14 protein-coding genes are annotated in these 14136 nt (G+C 69.4%); 4 read left to right on the forward strand and 10 right to left on the reverse strand.

Annotation, left to right across the window (positions count from 1 at the left end; all coding sequences use genetic code 11):
* Positions 1–63 precede the first annotated feature (63 nt).
* The 6 genes from fumC to ychF form a co-directional block, all read right to left on the reverse strand.
* Positions 64–1536, reverse strand: a complete 1473-nt coding sequence (fumC, locus tag VXC91_RS03645; RefSeq protein ID WP_329505028.1) for a class II fumarate hydratase — start codon at positions 1534–1536, stop codon at positions 64–66.
* Entirely contained in the window at positions 1536–3206 is a 1671-nt protein-coding gene (locus tag VXC91_RS03650) for an NAD-dependent malic enzyme (protein ID WP_329505030.1), read from the reverse strand. The genes fumC and VXC91_RS03650 overlap by 1 nt, the downstream gene beginning before the upstream one ends.
* A 681-nt stretch (positions 3207–3887) precedes the next feature.
* Positions 3888–4601 carry a VOC family protein gene (locus tag VXC91_RS03655; protein WP_329505031.1) on the reverse strand — a complete coding sequence of 238 codons (714 nt, stop codon included), beginning with the start codon at positions 4599–4601 and terminating at the stop codon, positions 3888–3890.
* A 714-nt stretch (positions 4602–5315) separates the two neighbouring features.
* Positions 5316–5729 (reverse strand): DNA-binding protein, encoded by a 414-nt coding sequence (locus tag VXC91_RS03660; protein ID WP_329505033.1) that lies wholly within the window; start codon positions 5727–5729, stop codon positions 5316–5318.
* Entirely contained in the window at positions 5711–5995 is a 285-nt protein-coding gene (locus tag VXC91_RS03665; RefSeq protein WP_093721254.1) for a hypothetical protein, read from the reverse strand. Before VXC91_RS03665 ends, VXC91_RS03660 begins: the two co-directional genes overlap by 19 nt.
* 327 nt (positions 5996–6322) lie before the next feature.
* Positions 6323–7411 (reverse strand): redox-regulated ATPase YchF, encoded by a 1089-nt coding sequence (gene ychF / locus VXC91_RS03670; RefSeq protein ID WP_329505036.1) that lies wholly within the window; start codon positions 7409–7411, stop codon positions 6323–6325.
* Positions 7412–7776: 365 nt separating this feature from the next.
* Between ychF and VXC91_RS03675 the strand changes: the two genes are divergently transcribed.
* Positions 7777–8265, forward strand: a complete 489-nt coding sequence (locus VXC91_RS03675) for a DUF6542 domain-containing protein (RefSeq protein ID WP_329505037.1) — start codon at positions 7777–7779, stop codon at positions 8263–8265.
* Positions 8266–8316: 51 nt separating this feature from the next.
* On the opposite strand, the gene ppgK is transcribed toward VXC91_RS03675, so the two are convergent.
* On the reverse strand, positions 8317–9063 hold the full coding sequence (gene ppgK / locus VXC91_RS03680; protein WP_329505038.1) for a polyphosphate--glucose phosphotransferase: 747 nt from the start codon (positions 9061–9063) through the stop codon (positions 8317–8319).
* Between the two features lie 53 nt (positions 9064–9116).
* The gene (locus VXC91_RS03685) at positions 9117–10121 is read right to left on the reverse strand and encodes a 4-hydroxy-3-methylbut-2-enyl diphosphate reductase (protein ID WP_329505039.1); all 1005 of its coding nucleotides are present in this window, start codon (positions 10119–10121) and stop codon (positions 9117–9119) included.
* Between the two features lie 89 nt (positions 10122–10210).
* Here VXC91_RS03685 and xseA point away from each other — a divergent pair, with 89 nt between their 5' ends.
* Positions 10211–11419: an exodeoxyribonuclease VII large subunit gene (xseA, locus tag VXC91_RS03690; RefSeq protein WP_329505040.1), complete on the forward strand. Its 1209-nt coding sequence runs from the start codon at positions 10211–10213 to the stop codon at positions 11417–11419.
* Between the two features lie 9 nt (positions 11420–11428).
* Positions 11429–11671, forward strand: coding sequence for an exodeoxyribonuclease VII small subunit (locus tag VXC91_RS03695; RefSeq protein WP_329505042.1), 243 nt, complete (start codon positions 11429–11431; stop codon positions 11669–11671).
* 87 nt (positions 11672–11758) lie between these two features.
* Here VXC91_RS03695 and VXC91_RS03700 read toward each other — a convergent pair whose 3' ends face one another.
* Positions 11759–12280 (reverse strand): DUF4245 domain-containing protein, encoded by a 522-nt coding sequence (locus VXC91_RS03700; RefSeq protein ID WP_329505044.1) that lies wholly within the window; start codon positions 12278–12280, stop codon positions 11759–11761.
* A gap of 127 nt (positions 12281–12407) precedes the next feature.
* Here VXC91_RS03700 and glpX point away from each other — a divergent pair, with 127 nt between their 5' ends.
* Positions 12408–13442: a class II fructose-bisphosphatase gene (glpX, locus tag VXC91_RS03705; protein ID WP_329505045.1), complete on the forward strand. Its 1035-nt coding sequence runs from the start codon at positions 12408–12410 to the stop codon at positions 13440–13442.
* A gap of 259 nt (positions 13443–13701) precedes the next feature.
* On the opposite strand, the gene VXC91_RS03710 is transcribed toward glpX, so the two are convergent.
* Positions 13702–14073 (reverse strand): WhiB family transcriptional regulator, encoded by a 372-nt coding sequence (locus VXC91_RS03710; protein WP_329505047.1) that lies wholly within the window; start codon positions 14071–14073, stop codon positions 13702–13704.
* Positions 14074–14136 lie beyond the last annotated feature (63 nt).

Consider the following 14136-nt stretch of genomic DNA (forward strand, 5'->3'; position numbering starts at 1 on the left):
CCGGGCCGACGGCTGTCCCACGGAGCGGGACAGCCGTCGGCCCGAACCGCCCGGAAGCTTGTCCTACGTCCGGCCGACCATGGCGGCGGGTTTGACGATGCGGTCGAAGTCCTCGCCGGTGATGTAGCCGGAGGCCAGGGCGGCCTCGCGCAGGGTGGTGTCCTCGTCGTTGGCCTTGTGGGCGATCGCGGAGGCCTTGTCGTAGCCGATCACGGGCGAGAGCGCGGTGACCAGCATGAGGGACCGGTCGACGTAGTCGTCGATCCGGTCGCGGTGGAGCTCGGTGCCCTCGATGCAGAACTGGCGCATCTTGGTGCAGGCGTCGGCCAGGATCGTCGCCGAGTGCAGGAAGTTGTCGATGATGACGGGGCGCATGGCGTTGAGTTCGAAGTTGCCCTGGGTGCCGGCGAAGGCGACGGCCGCGTCTTCGGACAGCACCTGGATACAGACCATGACCATCGCTTCGCACTGGGTCGGATTGACCTTGCCCGGCATGATCGACGAGCCCGGCTCGTTCGCCGGGAGGATGAGTTCGTCGAGGCCGCAGCGGGGTCCCGAGGCCAGCCAGCGGATGTCGTTGGCGGTCTTCATCAACGGCACGGCCAGCGCCCGCAACCCGGCGGAGGCGCCGACCATCGCGTCCAGGCCGCCCTGGGCGGCGAATTTGTTCTGCGCGGTGGTGAACGGGTAGCCGGTCGCGGTGGCGATGTCGGCGGCGACCTCCTCGCCGAATCCGGGCGGGGCGTTGAGGCCGGTGCCCACCGCGGTGCCGCCCATGGCGAGTTCGTACAGACCCTCTGCGGACCTGGCGACCCGGTCGATCGCCTGTCCCAGTTGGTGGGCGTAGCCGGACCATTCCTGTCCGACGGTGAGCGGGACGGCGTCCTCCAGGTGGGTGCGGCCGATCTTCACCACGTCGTGCCACTGCTGCGCCTTGGTCTCGATGGCTCGCTGCAGTGCCTGCACACTGGGCAGCAGGTGCTCGTGGATCTCCTTGACCGCGGCGATGTGCATGGCGGTGGGGAAGGTGTCGTTGGAGGACTGCCCCATGTTGACGTGATCGTTGGGATGAATCGGCGACTTGCTGCCCAGTTCCCCGCCGACCAGCTGGATGGCGCGGTTGCTGATCACCTCGTTGGTGTTCATGTTGGACTGCGTCCCGGAGCCCGTCTGCCACACGTACAGCGGGAAGTGCTCGTCCAGTCTGCCGGCGATGACTTCGTCGGCCACGCGCTGGATCAGGTCGGCCTTCCATGCCGGGAGCCGCCCGGCGCGCCCGTTGACGGTGGCTGCGGCCTTCTTGACGTAGCCGTAGGCGTGGTAGACCGCTTTGGGCATCCGGTCGTCCCCGATCGAGAAGTGAATCAGGGACCGTTGTGTCTGGGCGCCCCAGTAGCGGTCCGCGGGGACGTCGACGGCGCCCATGGAGTCCGTCTCCCGCCGCGTGCCGATCGCGTGCAGTCCGATGGGAATGTCCAGGATCCTCGGGGCTCGGTTCCGACCGTCCGGCCCAGCGGTGGAGTGCTGCCTGCTCATCAGGCCGCTCCATCGGTGTAGACCGGCTGCCACATGGCCTCCCGGACTGCCTCCCCGATGTCCGTCGGCTTGCAGGTGGCCACGCCGTCCTCCAGCGCCGCCTCGACCACCGCTGTCGCGGTGATCGCCGAGGACTCCCGAAGGTTCTCCACCGACGGCAGCAGCGAGGCACCCGGCCCCGACACGTCGACCTGGTCCGCGACCGACCGCGCGGCCGCGAGCAGCATGCCCGCGGTCACCTGGGACGCCCCGGAGACGATCGTGCCCAGACCCAGCCCCGGATACAGCAGCGCGTTGTTGGCCTGCCCGATCCGGTAGGTCACGCCGCCGTGGGCCACGGGCGGGACGGGGATGCCGGTCGCGACGAGCGCCTTCCCCTTGGACCAGGCGATGACGTCCGCAGGCATGGCCTCGATCCGGGAGGTCGGGTTGGAGATCGGGAAGATGATCGGCCGCTCGGTCCCCTTGGACATGGCCTCCACGACCTCGCGTGTGAACGCACCGTGCACGGTGGACGTGCCCAGCAGGATCGTCGGCTTGACCCGCCGGACCGTCTCCAGCAGTGAGATCGCGCCGCCGTCCCTCACCCAGTCCGCGACCTCGGCCGGATCGCGCGCGTACGTCTGCTGGAAGTCACGCAGATCGGTCATGTCCCGGGTGAGCAGCCCCTGCTTGTCGATCAGCCATACCTGGCCGGCGGCCTGCTCCGGATCCGCGCCGTCGCGGACCATCGCGTCGCGCAGCTGGTCGGCGATGCCCACCCCCGCGGTCCCGGCACCGAAGACGACCAGCTTCTGGTCCCGCATCCGCACACCGCTCACCTTGACGGCGGCCAGTGCGGCGGCCAGCGTGATGGCTCCGGTGCCCTGCATGTCGTCGTTGAAGATCCGGTAACGGCCGCCGTACTGCTCCAGGATCCGCCGCGCGTTGCTGGGCCCGAAGTCCTCGAAGTGCAGGAGGGCGTCCGGGAAGGTGGACGAGGCCGTCTCGAGGTACTTCTCGATGAACGCGTCGTAGTCGGCGCCGCGGACGCGGGGATGCCGGTTGCCCAGATACAGCGGGTCCTCCAGCAACGACGTCCGGTCCGTGCCCACGTCCAGCGACACGGCCACGACACGGCTCGGGTCGATGCCCGCGGCCGCCGTGTACACCGCGAGCTTGCCGACCGAGATCTGGATCCCGCCCACACCCCAGTCGCCGATGCCCAGGATCTCCTCCGCGTCCGTGCACACGATCAGGTCGACGTCCTCGGGCCCGAGTTGAAGCGTGGCGAACGCCTTCTCCATGTCGTCGGGCCGGTCGATGGACAAGAAGATGCCACGCGGGCGCCGGTACTCATGGGAGTACTTTTCGATCGCCTCGCCCACGGTGGGGTCGTAGACGATCGGCAGCAGCTCGGGCAGGTGCTCGGCGAGAATCTTGAAGTACAGGGTCTCGTTGCGGTCGTGCAGCTGTTCCAGGTAGACGTTCTTGGCCAGGTCACTGCCCTGCACCTGCATCTGCCGGTAGGCACGCTGAGCCTGCTGCTCGAGCGTGAGCACTCCGGAAGGAAGGCGCCCGGTGAGTCCGAGGGCCTCCCGTTCCTCCGGTGCGAAGGCCACGCCGCGGTTACGCAGCGGATCTGTCAGAACGCCGGGGGTGGCCGGGGTCCGCGCATGCCTCTCGGTCATGGGATTCTCCCTCTGTACGAATGCCGTGGCGGCTCGGACCGGGGTGACCACGCGGACACGCCCCCTGCCACGGCCCCCGGCGGATCGAAGGGGCGGGGATGGACCTCGCCATACCCACACGAAGCAGATGTACGGCCACGGACATCGCCGCACAGGTCGGCGTTGTCCTCGTCGAGCCGGAACCGGAAACCACACGCCGGCCAGGCGCGGAGCGCGACCTCGACCGGAAGGGGTGAAGGTCGCCACGGGCGGCCCAAGAGCCCGGCGGAGTATGAAGGTGTGACGTCGGCACTCCCGATGGAGGCCGTCGCCCGCGACACCAGCGAGTCCGCCACCCGCATCGCCGGGGGCGCCTCATCGGTGCCACAGCGTGAATTCAGGCTACCCACCAGCCGGCGGGCTGCGCGACTTCGCTCGTCGCCCCCTCGGCACGGACGACGTCCGGACACGCTCCCCCGTCGAGGAGCGTGAACGGTTCACCGGCTCGGTGACACGGTGTTGCCCCACCCGCTCACACGTCGAAGCGGAACGGTGAGTCCCCGATGTTCCAGGACGGCCACTGCGTCGGCGACGTGGTCGTCAGGGGAAAAAGCCCGCCGGGCGATCGGAGGAGCCCGCCCGAATCTCTGCCGCGCGCCCCGCAGCAGCAACCGACTACGCGGCTCCCCGTCGGTTCCGGCTTCACCGGCGCGTGAGCACGCGGAACTCGTTGCCGTCGGGGTCGGCCAGCAGCACCGCGCCGTCCTCGCCGTGGGCGGAGTCGAGACGCTTCGCCCCGAGGGAGAGCAGGCGCTCGACCTCCGCCTGCTGATCGCCGTCCGGCGCGAGGTCGAAGTGCAGGTCCTTGCCGGGGTCCGGCATCAGCGGCGGACCACCCCACGTAATCTTCGTACCGCCGTGCGGCGACTGGATGGCGGTCTCCTCGTCCTGGTCCCACACCAGCGGCCAGCCCAGCGCCTCGCTCCAGAAGCAGCCCACGGCCTGCGAACCGTCGCAGGCGAGCGCTCCGATGAAGCCGCAGCCGGCGAGGAAATTGTTGCCCGGCTCGAGGACACAGAACTCGTTGCCCTCGGGGTCGGCAAGCACCACATGGGACGCGTCCGGCCCCTGGCCGACGTCGGCGCGCTGTGCGCCGAGGCCGAGCGCCCTGGCCACGGTCTCCTGCTGGTCCTCCAGGGAGGAGCTGGTCAGATCGAAGTGCAGCCGGTTCTGGGCGATCTTCTGCGCCTGGCTGGGACGGAAGGCGAGGCGGTAGCCGGCGTCATTCCCGGACAGCAGCGCAAGGCCAGCGTAAGAGTCGTCGGCTCTCTCCAAGCCCAGGACCCCGGACCAGAAATGCGCCAGGCGCTCCGGCTGGTGCGCGTCGAAGGAGATTGCGAAGAATCCGCTGCTCATTGCGCCACGCATCCTCGGTCCGTTGAGTGCCGACAGTCGACAGGGCGCCATGTAGGCGCCTCGAATGAGGACCCTACGGCCGGGCCGGGCTTGTTGCACCCGAGTATTCCGCGGCCCGCGTGCCGACTTCGCTGTCATGTGTCAGTCGCTCGTCCCGGCTTGCGAGGACTGCGAAATCCACCACGCCCGCCGACCTCCACGCATCCGCAGCGCATGACACTGACAACAATGTCAGCAACATGCGTGAAGCGCGGCTGTCGAGGGCGCTGACACACCGCCAGGGCATCCATCACGGAGAAGCCAGAGAGCGGGGTGCGAACAGGGACGAGAGGTGACGGTGCGTCGGACATGCCGGCACCATCCCGGCACGGGAAGGGGCCAGGGCTCGACTCCGACGAGTCGAGCCCACTCTGAACAGCACATTCGGCAGAAGCGACGTGGTGGAATTGCGCCTAGACGTTGAAGCGGAACTCCACCACAAGGCTCTGACGCGTAAATAGAGCCTGGTCAGAGTGGGTGTGGGCAGGGCTGGGCGCCCGGTGGTCGCGGTGGGCCGCCGGGTGTCTGGGCTGTCGGTCAGGCGGCGGCCTCTCTCGGATTGAGGGTGACGGTGTAGCCGAGCTGGTTGAGCTGGTTGATGGCCCGGCGGGCGGCGCGTTCGGGGTCGCGTTGGGTGAAGTAGGTGCCGCCGAGCAGAAAGCGGACCAGGGGAAATCACACCGCCACGAGCCGGACCCGCTCGCCGCACAGCTTGGCCATGTCGTCAATATCGGAAGTCAGCATGGCCACGGGGCGGTGCTGTCGCAGCGCGGCCTCGGCGACGGCCGCATCGATCGCGTACTTGTGTCCGTGCAACCCGGCATTCATCAGCAACGTCGAGGCCGCCCTCGCCTCCTCGTCACCGACCGGGACGACCCGCAGCCCGGAAAGCACCCAGTTCAGGCGGGGCTTGTTCGTACGAGCGTGGACGGCTTCGATGATGGTGAGCGCACTGATCACGACCTCCATGCCGCGCGAGCGCGCCTCAGCGATCAGAGCCACGACCTGCTCGTCGTCGGCGAGCAGCTTCGAGAGTCCCTCGCTGTCGAGGACCAGCGTCCCCTCGTGACTCAACCTGCGGCGGGCCACTCGGCCTCCTCGGCGAACACCTCGTCGAAGACCTGCCGCGCCCGCTGACGAGCCGGCTCGGAGACCGGCCCCTTGCGGCTCTCGTAGTCCGCCAGGTACTCGTCCAGGACCTGCCCGCGCAGCTCACGCTCGACCGCCTCGGCGATGAACGCGGAGAACTCCCGCTTGCCCACCCGCGCCCGGATCGCCTCCGCGGTCCCCTCCGGCAGCGACAGGCTCACGCGCGTCGCCGGCCCTTCCCCGATGCTGTACGTCGTCTCACCCATACCCCGAGTGTGTCAAACGAGTAGGAAAAGCGCTACGGCCCGAATCCGCACGGCTCTCCAGGGGCGTGAAGAAGACGTGTGGATGAAGCCCCTCCCGCCCACCCTCGTATCGAGCAGATCACTGCCCGAAACCCAGCACGGGCTTCTCATCCCATCCCGGCGCGATCCCAGCACGGTACGGATGACCAGGGATGACGACAGGTGACGAGGGGTCAGCCATCCCAGCACCATCCCAGCACGGGAAAAACCAAGGGCCCGACCCCGAAGAGTCGGACCCTCTCTGACCTGCATGTTTGCCAGATCAGCGACGTGGTGATATGTCAGCCGCTACACGTTGAAGCGGAACTCCACCACGTCGCCGTCATGCATCACATAGTCCTTGCCCTCCATGCGGGCCTTGCCGGCGGCGCGGGCGTCCGCGACCGAACCGGTGGCCACCAGGTCGTGGAAGGAGATGACCTCCGCCTTGATGAAGCCCTTCTGGAAGTCGGTGTGGATGACGCCGGCCGCCTCGGGGGCGGTGGCGCCCTTCTTGATCGTCCAGGCGCGGGCCTCCTTGGGGCCGGCCGTGAGGTAGGTCTGCAGGCCCAGGGTGTCGAAGCCGACCCGTGCCAGGGTCGCGAGACCAGGTTCGTGCTGGCCGACCGACTCGAGGAGTTCGAGGGCGTCCTCCTCGTCGAGCTCGGCGAGGTCCGCCTCCAACTTGGCGTTGAGGAAGATCGCCTCGGCGGGGGCGACCAGTGCGCGCTGCTCGTCCTTGAAGGCGTCGTCCATCAGCTCGTCCTCGTCGACGTTGAAGACGTAGAGGAAGGGCTTGGCGGTGAGCAGGTGCAGATCGTGGAGCAGCTCGGCGCGCTCGCCGCCCTGGACGATGCCGTGGGCGAACAGCGTGTCGCCCTTCTCCAGGATCTCCTTGGCCTCCTCGACGGCCTTGGCCTTCGGGGCGACGTCCTTCTTGATCCGCGATTCCTTCTGCAGCCTCGGGAGGACCTTCTCGATCGTCTGCAGGTCCGCGAGGATCAGCTCGGTGTTGATCGTCTCGATGTCGCCCTTGGGCGAGACCTTGCCGTCCACGTGCACGACGTTCTCGTCCTTGAAGGCGCGGATGACCTGGCAGATGGCGTCCGACTCGCGGATGTTCGCCAGGAACTTGTTGCCCAGGCCCTCGCCCTCGCTCGCACCGCGCACGATGCCCGCGATGTCGACGAAGTCCACCGTCGCCGGGAGGAGCCGCTCCGACTTGAAGATCGCGGCCAGCTCGGTGAGACGGGCGTCGGGGACGCCCACGACACCGACGTTCGGCTCGATCGTGGCGAACGGGTAGTTGGCCGCCAGCACGTCGTTCTTGGTCAGGGCGTTGAACAGGGTCGACTTGCCGACATTGGGCAGACCGACGATTCCGATCGTGAGCGACACGTTGCGACTTCCCGTACGTCAGGTGGAGGGCTGGACTGGGGCGGTGTGGGCCCGGGTCCGTCAGGAGCGTGTGTGGGCCGATCACCCAGTCTACGGCGTGCCGGGCCCCACCCCGGCGGCGTATCGAACGCTTGGCCAAGGTCTCGCCATCGGCGTGTCTGAGCGGTCATTTCGCACATAAACCGACCTAAGTTGGTCCAGTGGAGCAACACAGGACGCGACCCCCTCACAACGGACCGCGACGCGGTGCGCCCCTTCCCCCGCAGGGCCGACGGGACGCGACCGCGCCCGTGCGGTCCGGTTCGGCTGCCCGGCCGGCCCGGCCCGGCGGCCCCGGCCGGCCCGAACCGGGATCCGGACCCTCCGTGGCGCGTCAGGCCAACCACGGCAACGGCGACATGCAGCGGCGGCCGGTGCCCGCGCGACGGAATGCCGCACCGCTGGTGCAGACGGTGCGCCGCGTGCCGGGCCCCCGGCTCACCGGACTGGGCGGCGGGCTGTTCTGCGCTGCCGTGATGCCGGCGATCGGCTGTCTCGACCGGCTGCTGTTCGACTCGTCCCTCACGGTCTACGGCGTGCTGTTCCTGCCGGTGGCCGCGCTGACCGCGCTGTGGGTGCGGCCCGGAGACCTGGTGGCCGCGCCCGTGGCGGTGCCGATCGCCTTCGCCATCGGCCTGCTGACCGTGGCCGACGGGGGCGGCGGGCTCGGCGGGCACGTGGTGGGGCTGGTCACCGCGCTCGCCACCCAGGCGGGCTGGCTGTACGGCGGCACGCTCGTCGCGGGTGTCATCGCGACCGTACGCAGGGTGCGGATGATGCGCCGCCGGACGGCACAGCGCCGGCGGACGGTGTGACCGCCCGGCCCCGCACCGTCGGACGGTCCCGGCGTCACGCCGCCGCGTCGCTCACTCCTGAGTGGCCGCCCTCATCGCCGCGCCCACGATCCCCGCGTTGTTCTGGAGCTGGGCCGGGACGATCTCCGCCTTGATGCCCTCGATCAGCGGCAGGAACTTCTCGGACTTGCGGCTGACGCCCCCGCCGACGACGAACAGCTCCGGGGAGAACAGCATCTCCACGTGCGCGAGGTACTTCTGCACACGGCGGGCCCACTGCTCCCACGTCAGCTCGTGGTCCTCCTTGGCCTTCGAGGACGCGCGCTTCTCGGCGTCGTGACCGTTCAGTTCCAGATGGCCCAGCTCCGTGTTCGGGAGGAGCACGCCGTCGATGAACACGGCACTGCCGATGCCCGTGCCCAGCGTCAGCACGATGACCGTGCCCCGGCGGTCGCGGCCGGCGCCGAACTGCATCTCGGCCACACCCGCCGCGTCCGCGTCGTTGAGCAGGGTCACCCTGAGCCCGCCCAGTCGCTCGCTGAACAATGCGCGTGCGTCCTCGCCGATCCAGCTCTTGTCGACATTCGCCGCCGTACGGATCGTCGAGCCGAAGGCGACGACTCCGGGGAAGGTGACGCCGACCGGCCCCGTCCAGCCGAAGTGGCTGACGACCTCTTTCACTCCGTCGGCCACGAGGTCGGGCGTTGCCGGGTGCGGGGTGAGCACCTTGAAGCGCTCGTCCACCAGGACGCCCCGGTCCAGGTCCACGGGAGCGCCCTTGATTCCGGATCCACCGATGTCCACGCCGAAGATCTGCATGGGCACCACGGTACGGCGTATGGGCTACGCCCTCTTCCCGATCATCCCGGCCGTCAGTTGTCGCCGTCGGGCTCCGAGGCGAGTTCCGCGGCCTCCGCGCGCAGATCGCGCCGGAGCTCCTTGGGCAGCGAGAAGGTGATGGACTCCTCGGCCGCCTTGACGATCTCGACGTCCTCGAAGCCACGCTGGGACAGCCACTCCAGGACCTGCTCGACCAGGATCTCCGGAACCGAGGCGCCCGAGGTCACGCCGACCGTCGACACGCCCTCCAGCCACGCCTCGTCGATCTCGTCGGCGAAGTCCACCAGGTACGCCTCCCGCGCGCCCGCGAGCTTGGCGACCTCGACCAGCCGCTTGGAGTTCGAGGAGTTCCGGGAGCCGACCACGATCACCAGGTCCGCCTCGGCGCCCATCTGCTTCACGGCGAGCTGGCGGTTCTGCGTGGCGTAGCAGATGTCGTCGCTGGGCGGGGAGATCAGCTGCGGGAAACGCTCCTTGAGGGCGTCGACCGTCTCCATGGTCTCGTCGACGGAGAGGGTGGTCTGGGAGAGCCAGACGATCTTCGAGGGGTCGCGCACCTCGACGCGGGCGACGTCCTCGGGGCCGTCGACGAGCTGGATGTGGTCCGGGGCCTCGCCGGAGGTGCCGATGACCTCTTCGTGGCCCTCGTGGCCGATCAGGAGGATGTCGAAGTCCTCCTTGGCGAAGCGGACTGCTTCCTTGTGGACCTTGGTGACCAGGGGGCAGGTCGCGTCGATGGTGGCGAGCCGGCCGCGCTTGGCCTCTTCGTGGACCGTGGGCGCGACGCCGTGCGCGGAGAACATGACGATGTTGCCCGCCGGCACCTCCTCCGTCCGTTCGACGAAGATCGCGCCCTTCTTCTCCAGGGTCTGCACGACGTACTTGTTGTGGACGATCTCGTGGCGGACGTACACGGGGGCCCCGTACTGCTCCAGGGCCTTCTCGACGGCGATCACGGCACGGTCGACACCCGCGCAGTAGCCCCGGGGGGCGGCGAGCAGAACACGGCGGCCAGGCGAAGCGGTCATGCGCACCATCGTAAGGCCGCACCCGGGGCTGTAGATCGCCTGGCTGAGGAGAGGTTGCGCCGACCTGCGTTGTCGGTCCCGGCCGTTACGCTCGGCCCATGGCTGTCAACACGTCCGCGGAGTCACCGCTGCCGGTCGGTGAGGTGTCGCGGCTCATCGGCGGGTGGATCGACCGGCTCGGAGCCGTATGGGTCGAGGGGCAGATCACACAGCTGTCGCGGCGCCCCGGCGCCGGTGTCGTCTTTCTGACGTTGCGCGATCCGTCGTACGACATCTCCGTCGGTGTCACCTGTTATCGCCAGGTGTTCGACGAGGTCGCCGACGTCGTGAGCGAGGGCGCCCGTGTGGTCGTCCACGCCAAGCCCGAGTGGTACGCCCCGAGGGGACAGCTCTCGCTGCGTGCTGCGCAGATACGGCCCGTGGGGGTCGGCGAGCTGCTGGCGCGGCTCGAGCAGCTGAAGAAGTCGCTCGCCGCCGAGGGGCTGTTCGCGGCCGAGCGCAAGAAGCCGCTGCCCTTTCTGCCGCAGCTCATCGGGCTCGTATGCGGCCGGGCCTCGGCGGCCGAGCGGGACGTGCTGGAGAACGCGCGGCACCGCTGGCCCGCCGTCCGCTTCGAGGTGCGCAACGTCGCCGTTCAGGGCGTGCACGCCGTGCCCCAGGTCGTCCAGGCCGTGAAGGAGCTGGACGCGCTGGAAGAGGTGGACGTGATCATCGTTGCACGCGGCGGCGGCAGCGTGGAGGACCTGCTGCCGTTCTCCGACGAACAGCTCGTGCGAGCGGTGGCGGCCTGTCGTACCCCCGTCGTGTCGGCCATCGGGCACGAGCCGGACAATCCGCTGCTCGACCATGTCGCCGATCTGCGCGCCTCCACGCCGACGGACGCCGCCAAGAAGGTCGTGCCGGACGTCGGCGAGGAGCTGCAGCGTGTGCAGGCGCTGCGGGACCGGGCGCGGCGGTGCGTGCTTTCGTTGGTCGAGCGCGAGGAGCGCGGACTCGCCCATGCGCTGGCACGGCCCTGCATAGAGGATCCGCACCGCATGGTCGACGAGCGGGCCGACCAGGTCGCCTCGCTGGTCGACCGCAGCCGGCGCACGCTGAGGCATCTGCTCGACCGGGCCGAGTCGGAGCTCACGCACACACACGCCCGCGTGGTGGCCCTGTCACCGGCCGCGACGCTGCAGCGGGGCTACGCGGTGCTGCAAAGGGCGGACGGGCACGCAGTCCGGGCACCGGACGAGGTGTCGGCGGGCGAGGCGCTGCGGGCGCGGGTGGCCGAGGGCGAGTTCACGGTACGGGCAGAGATCTAGGGTGGGCGCATGACCGGCAAGACGGACGAGGCACTCGGGTACGAGCAGGCGCGGGACGAGCTGATCGAGGTCGTACGGCGGCTGGAGGCCGGGGGTACGACGCTCGAGGAGTCCCTGGCGCTGTGGGAGCGGGGCGAGGAGCTGGCCAAGGTGTGCCGGACATGGCTGGAGGGCGCCCGGAAGCGGCTCGACGCCGCGCTCGCCGAGGAGCGGGAGGGCGAGGACGAGGGGGGCGCCGGGGAATCCGGGTGATCCGGGCGGCGGGGCCGCACCGCCGGCGGATCGCCGCCCTCATGGACTGGTCAGCACGGGGCCTCCTCGGAGTGCGGCTCCGCCGCCTCACTCGGTCCTGAGCGCTTGCGCCATCTTCGTCAGCTGCGCGAACGACGCCGTCCCGGCCACCACGGTCGTGGAGCCCTTGTCCTTCAGCACAAGCGCGTCGTAGCGGTCACCCGTGTAGCGCTGCCAGGTCCGGCCGCCGATGCTCTGGGTGACCTCGGTGCCGTGTGCGCCCTGGCTGGCCTCGCCGATGAAGGCGGACGGCTTCTGAGTGGACTGCTCGATCGCCACGTACTGACCGGTGGGGTCCTGGAAGCCGAGGTGCCAGGCGTCGAACCGGTCGCCCTGGAAGCGCACCGAAGTGGCCTTCCAGCCGCCGGGCAGACCTTCGGGCGCCGCCACCGGGTAGGCCGCCGAGCGACGCGCCGTGAGCAGCTCGACTCGGTAGTCGACCCGCTTGAGATCGGGAGCGCGGTCGTCGTGCGGGATGAAGAGGTAGATGACACCCGCCATCAGCCCGATCAGGCCCAGGGAAAGAAGCATGTCCCGGACCGTCTTCTGCTTGCCGTTCGTACCTGCCACGCCCCTATCGTCGCAGGTACAGCGGTCCGCTCATCCGTGGGCCCCCCTGCTCATTTTGTCTGTCCGACGATAGAGTCGTGGGGATCACCCTCATCCGGCCGTCGTCGTATCAGAAAGGTGCGCTCCGATGACCGAGAATCATCATCTGCCGTCTGAACTCGAAGTTCCCTCCGAGGCACCCGACCGCAACCTTGCCCTCGAGCTCGTCCGGGTCACCGAGGCCGCCGCAATGGCCGCGGGCCGCTGGGTCGGCCGCGGGGACAAGAACGGTGCCGACGGCGCCGCGGTGCGCGCCATGCGCAACCTCGTCCACACCGTGTCGATGAACGGCGTCGTCGTCATCGGCGAAGGGGAGAAGGACGAGGCCCCGATGCTCTTCAACGGAGAGCGGATCGGTGACGGAACGGGCCCGGAGTGCGATATCGCCGTCGACCCGATCGACGGCACCACGCTCACCGCGAAGGGCATGCCGAACGCGATCGCGGTTCTGGCCGCCGCCGACCGCGGCACGATGTTCGACCCGTCCGCCGTCTTCTACATGGACAAGCTGGTCACCGGCCCCGAGGCGGCCGACTTCGTCGACATCGACGCCCCTGTCTCGGTGAACATCCGCCGTGTCGCCAAGGCCAAGCGGTCGGCACCCGAGGACGTCACCGTCGTCATCCTCGACCGGCCGCGGCACGAGAGCCTCATCAAGGAGGTCCGGGAGACCGGCGCGCGCATCAAGCTGATCTCGGACGGCGATGTGGCCGGCTCGATCCTGGCGCTGCGCGAGGGCACCGGCATCGATCTGCTGCTCGGCATCGGCGGCACGCCCGAGGGCATCATCTCCGCCTGCGCGGTGAAGTGCCTGGGCGGCACCATCCAGGGCAAGCTGTGGCCCAAGGACGACGAGGAACGGCAGCGGGCCATCGACGCAGGGCACGACCTCGACCGGGTGCTGACCACGAACGACCTGGTCTCCGGCGAGAACGTCTTCTTCGTCGCCACCGGCATCACCGACGGCGAACTGCTGCGCGGAGTGCGTTACCGCTCCGAGACCGCCACCACCGATTCGATCGTGATGCGCTCGAAGTCCGGCACCGTCCGCCGGATCGACTCCGTGCACCGGCTGAGCAAGCTGCGTGCATACAGCACGATCGACTTCGACCGCGCGAAGTGATCAGGGCCCGGATCACCGGGCAGGTCAGGGGCGTCCTCTGTGCGGAGAGGGCGCCCTTCCCTCATCGGGGCCCGATTCGCCTCCGAGGCGCAGACGCAGGTGGCGAGTGCCCGCCCGTCCTCGGCCCTCCGTCGTCCGGCCTCCGCGCTCCCCGAGCTCTCGGCTTCGCTCGCGCAAGGGGGGACCCGCACGGCTCCGGCGCAGGCGCGCCCCGTCTGCCCACTCGCCGGCCGGCGGGGCCACTCTTCCCGTGGGTCCCCTAACCGGCCGCGGCTATCGTCCCCCGTGCGGCCTTCTTGAGCTCCATGTCCCGGCGTCGACGCCGGGCCAGCACCACTCGGCGTTCGGCCGCCGTGAGACCGCCCCAGACCCCGTACGGCTCGGGCTGGACCAGCGCGTGTTCCCGGCACTCCACCATCACCGGGCAGCGCGCACAGACCCGCTTGGCCGTCTCCTCGCGGGACAACCGGGCCGCGGTGGGTTCCTTGGAAGGGGCGAAGAACAGGCCGGCCTCGTCCCGCCGGCACACCGCCTCCGTGTGCCACGGGGCGTCCTGGTTCCTGTCGCGCACTGGCACCCGTTGGTGCGGAACGTCAGCGACCTGCAGGGACGAATGCGGCGGTTGCAGCACGGTCTACTCCTGACGACGGCTTCGCGAGCGAGAGACGATGCAGCAAGGCCTACCCGCTGTGCG

It is taken from the genome of Streptomyces chiangmaiensis, assembly GCF_036281785.1.
Taxonomy (GTDB): domain Bacteria; phylum Actinomycetota; class Actinomycetes; order Streptomycetales; family Streptomycetaceae; genus Streptomyces; species Streptomyces chiangmaiensis.

What these genes read in the sequence shown, in the direction of transcription:
- ppgK (WP_329505038.1), bottom strand. Translation starts at nt 9,063, where the DNA reads ATGCAGATCTTCGGCGTGGACATCGGTGGATCCGGAATCAAGGGCGCT.
- xseA (WP_329505040.1), top strand. Translation starts at nt 10,211, where the DNA reads ATGGCTGTCAACACGTCCGCGGAGTCACCGCTGCCGGTCGGTGAGGTG.
- VXC91_RS03665 (WP_093721254.1), bottom strand. Translation starts at nt 5,995, where the DNA reads ATGGGTGAGACGACGTACAGCATCGGGGAAGGGCCGGCGACGCGCGTG.
- VXC91_RS03695 (WP_329505042.1), top strand. Translation starts at nt 11,429, where the DNA reads ATGACCGGCAAGACGGACGAGGCACTCGGGTACGAGCAGGCGCGGGAC.
- VXC91_RS03655 (WP_329505031.1), bottom strand. Translation starts at nt 4,601, where the DNA reads ATGAGCAGCGGATTCTTCGCAATCTCCTTCGACGCGCACCAGCCGGAG.
- VXC91_RS03650 (WP_329505030.1), bottom strand. Translation starts at nt 3,206, where the DNA reads ATGACCGAGAGGCATGCGCGGACCCCGGCCACCCCCGGCGTTCTGACA.
- glpX (WP_329505045.1), top strand. Translation starts at nt 12,408, where the DNA reads ATGACCGAGAATCATCATCTGCCGTCTGAACTCGAAGTTCCCTCCGAG.
- fumC (WP_329505028.1), bottom strand. Translation starts at nt 1,536, where the DNA reads ATGAGCAGGCAGCACTCCACCGCTGGGCCGGACGGTCGGAACCGAGCC.
- VXC91_RS03685 (WP_329505039.1), bottom strand. Translation starts at nt 10,121, where the DNA reads ATGGTGCGCATGACCGCTTCGCCTGGCCGCCGTGTTCTGCTCGCCGCC.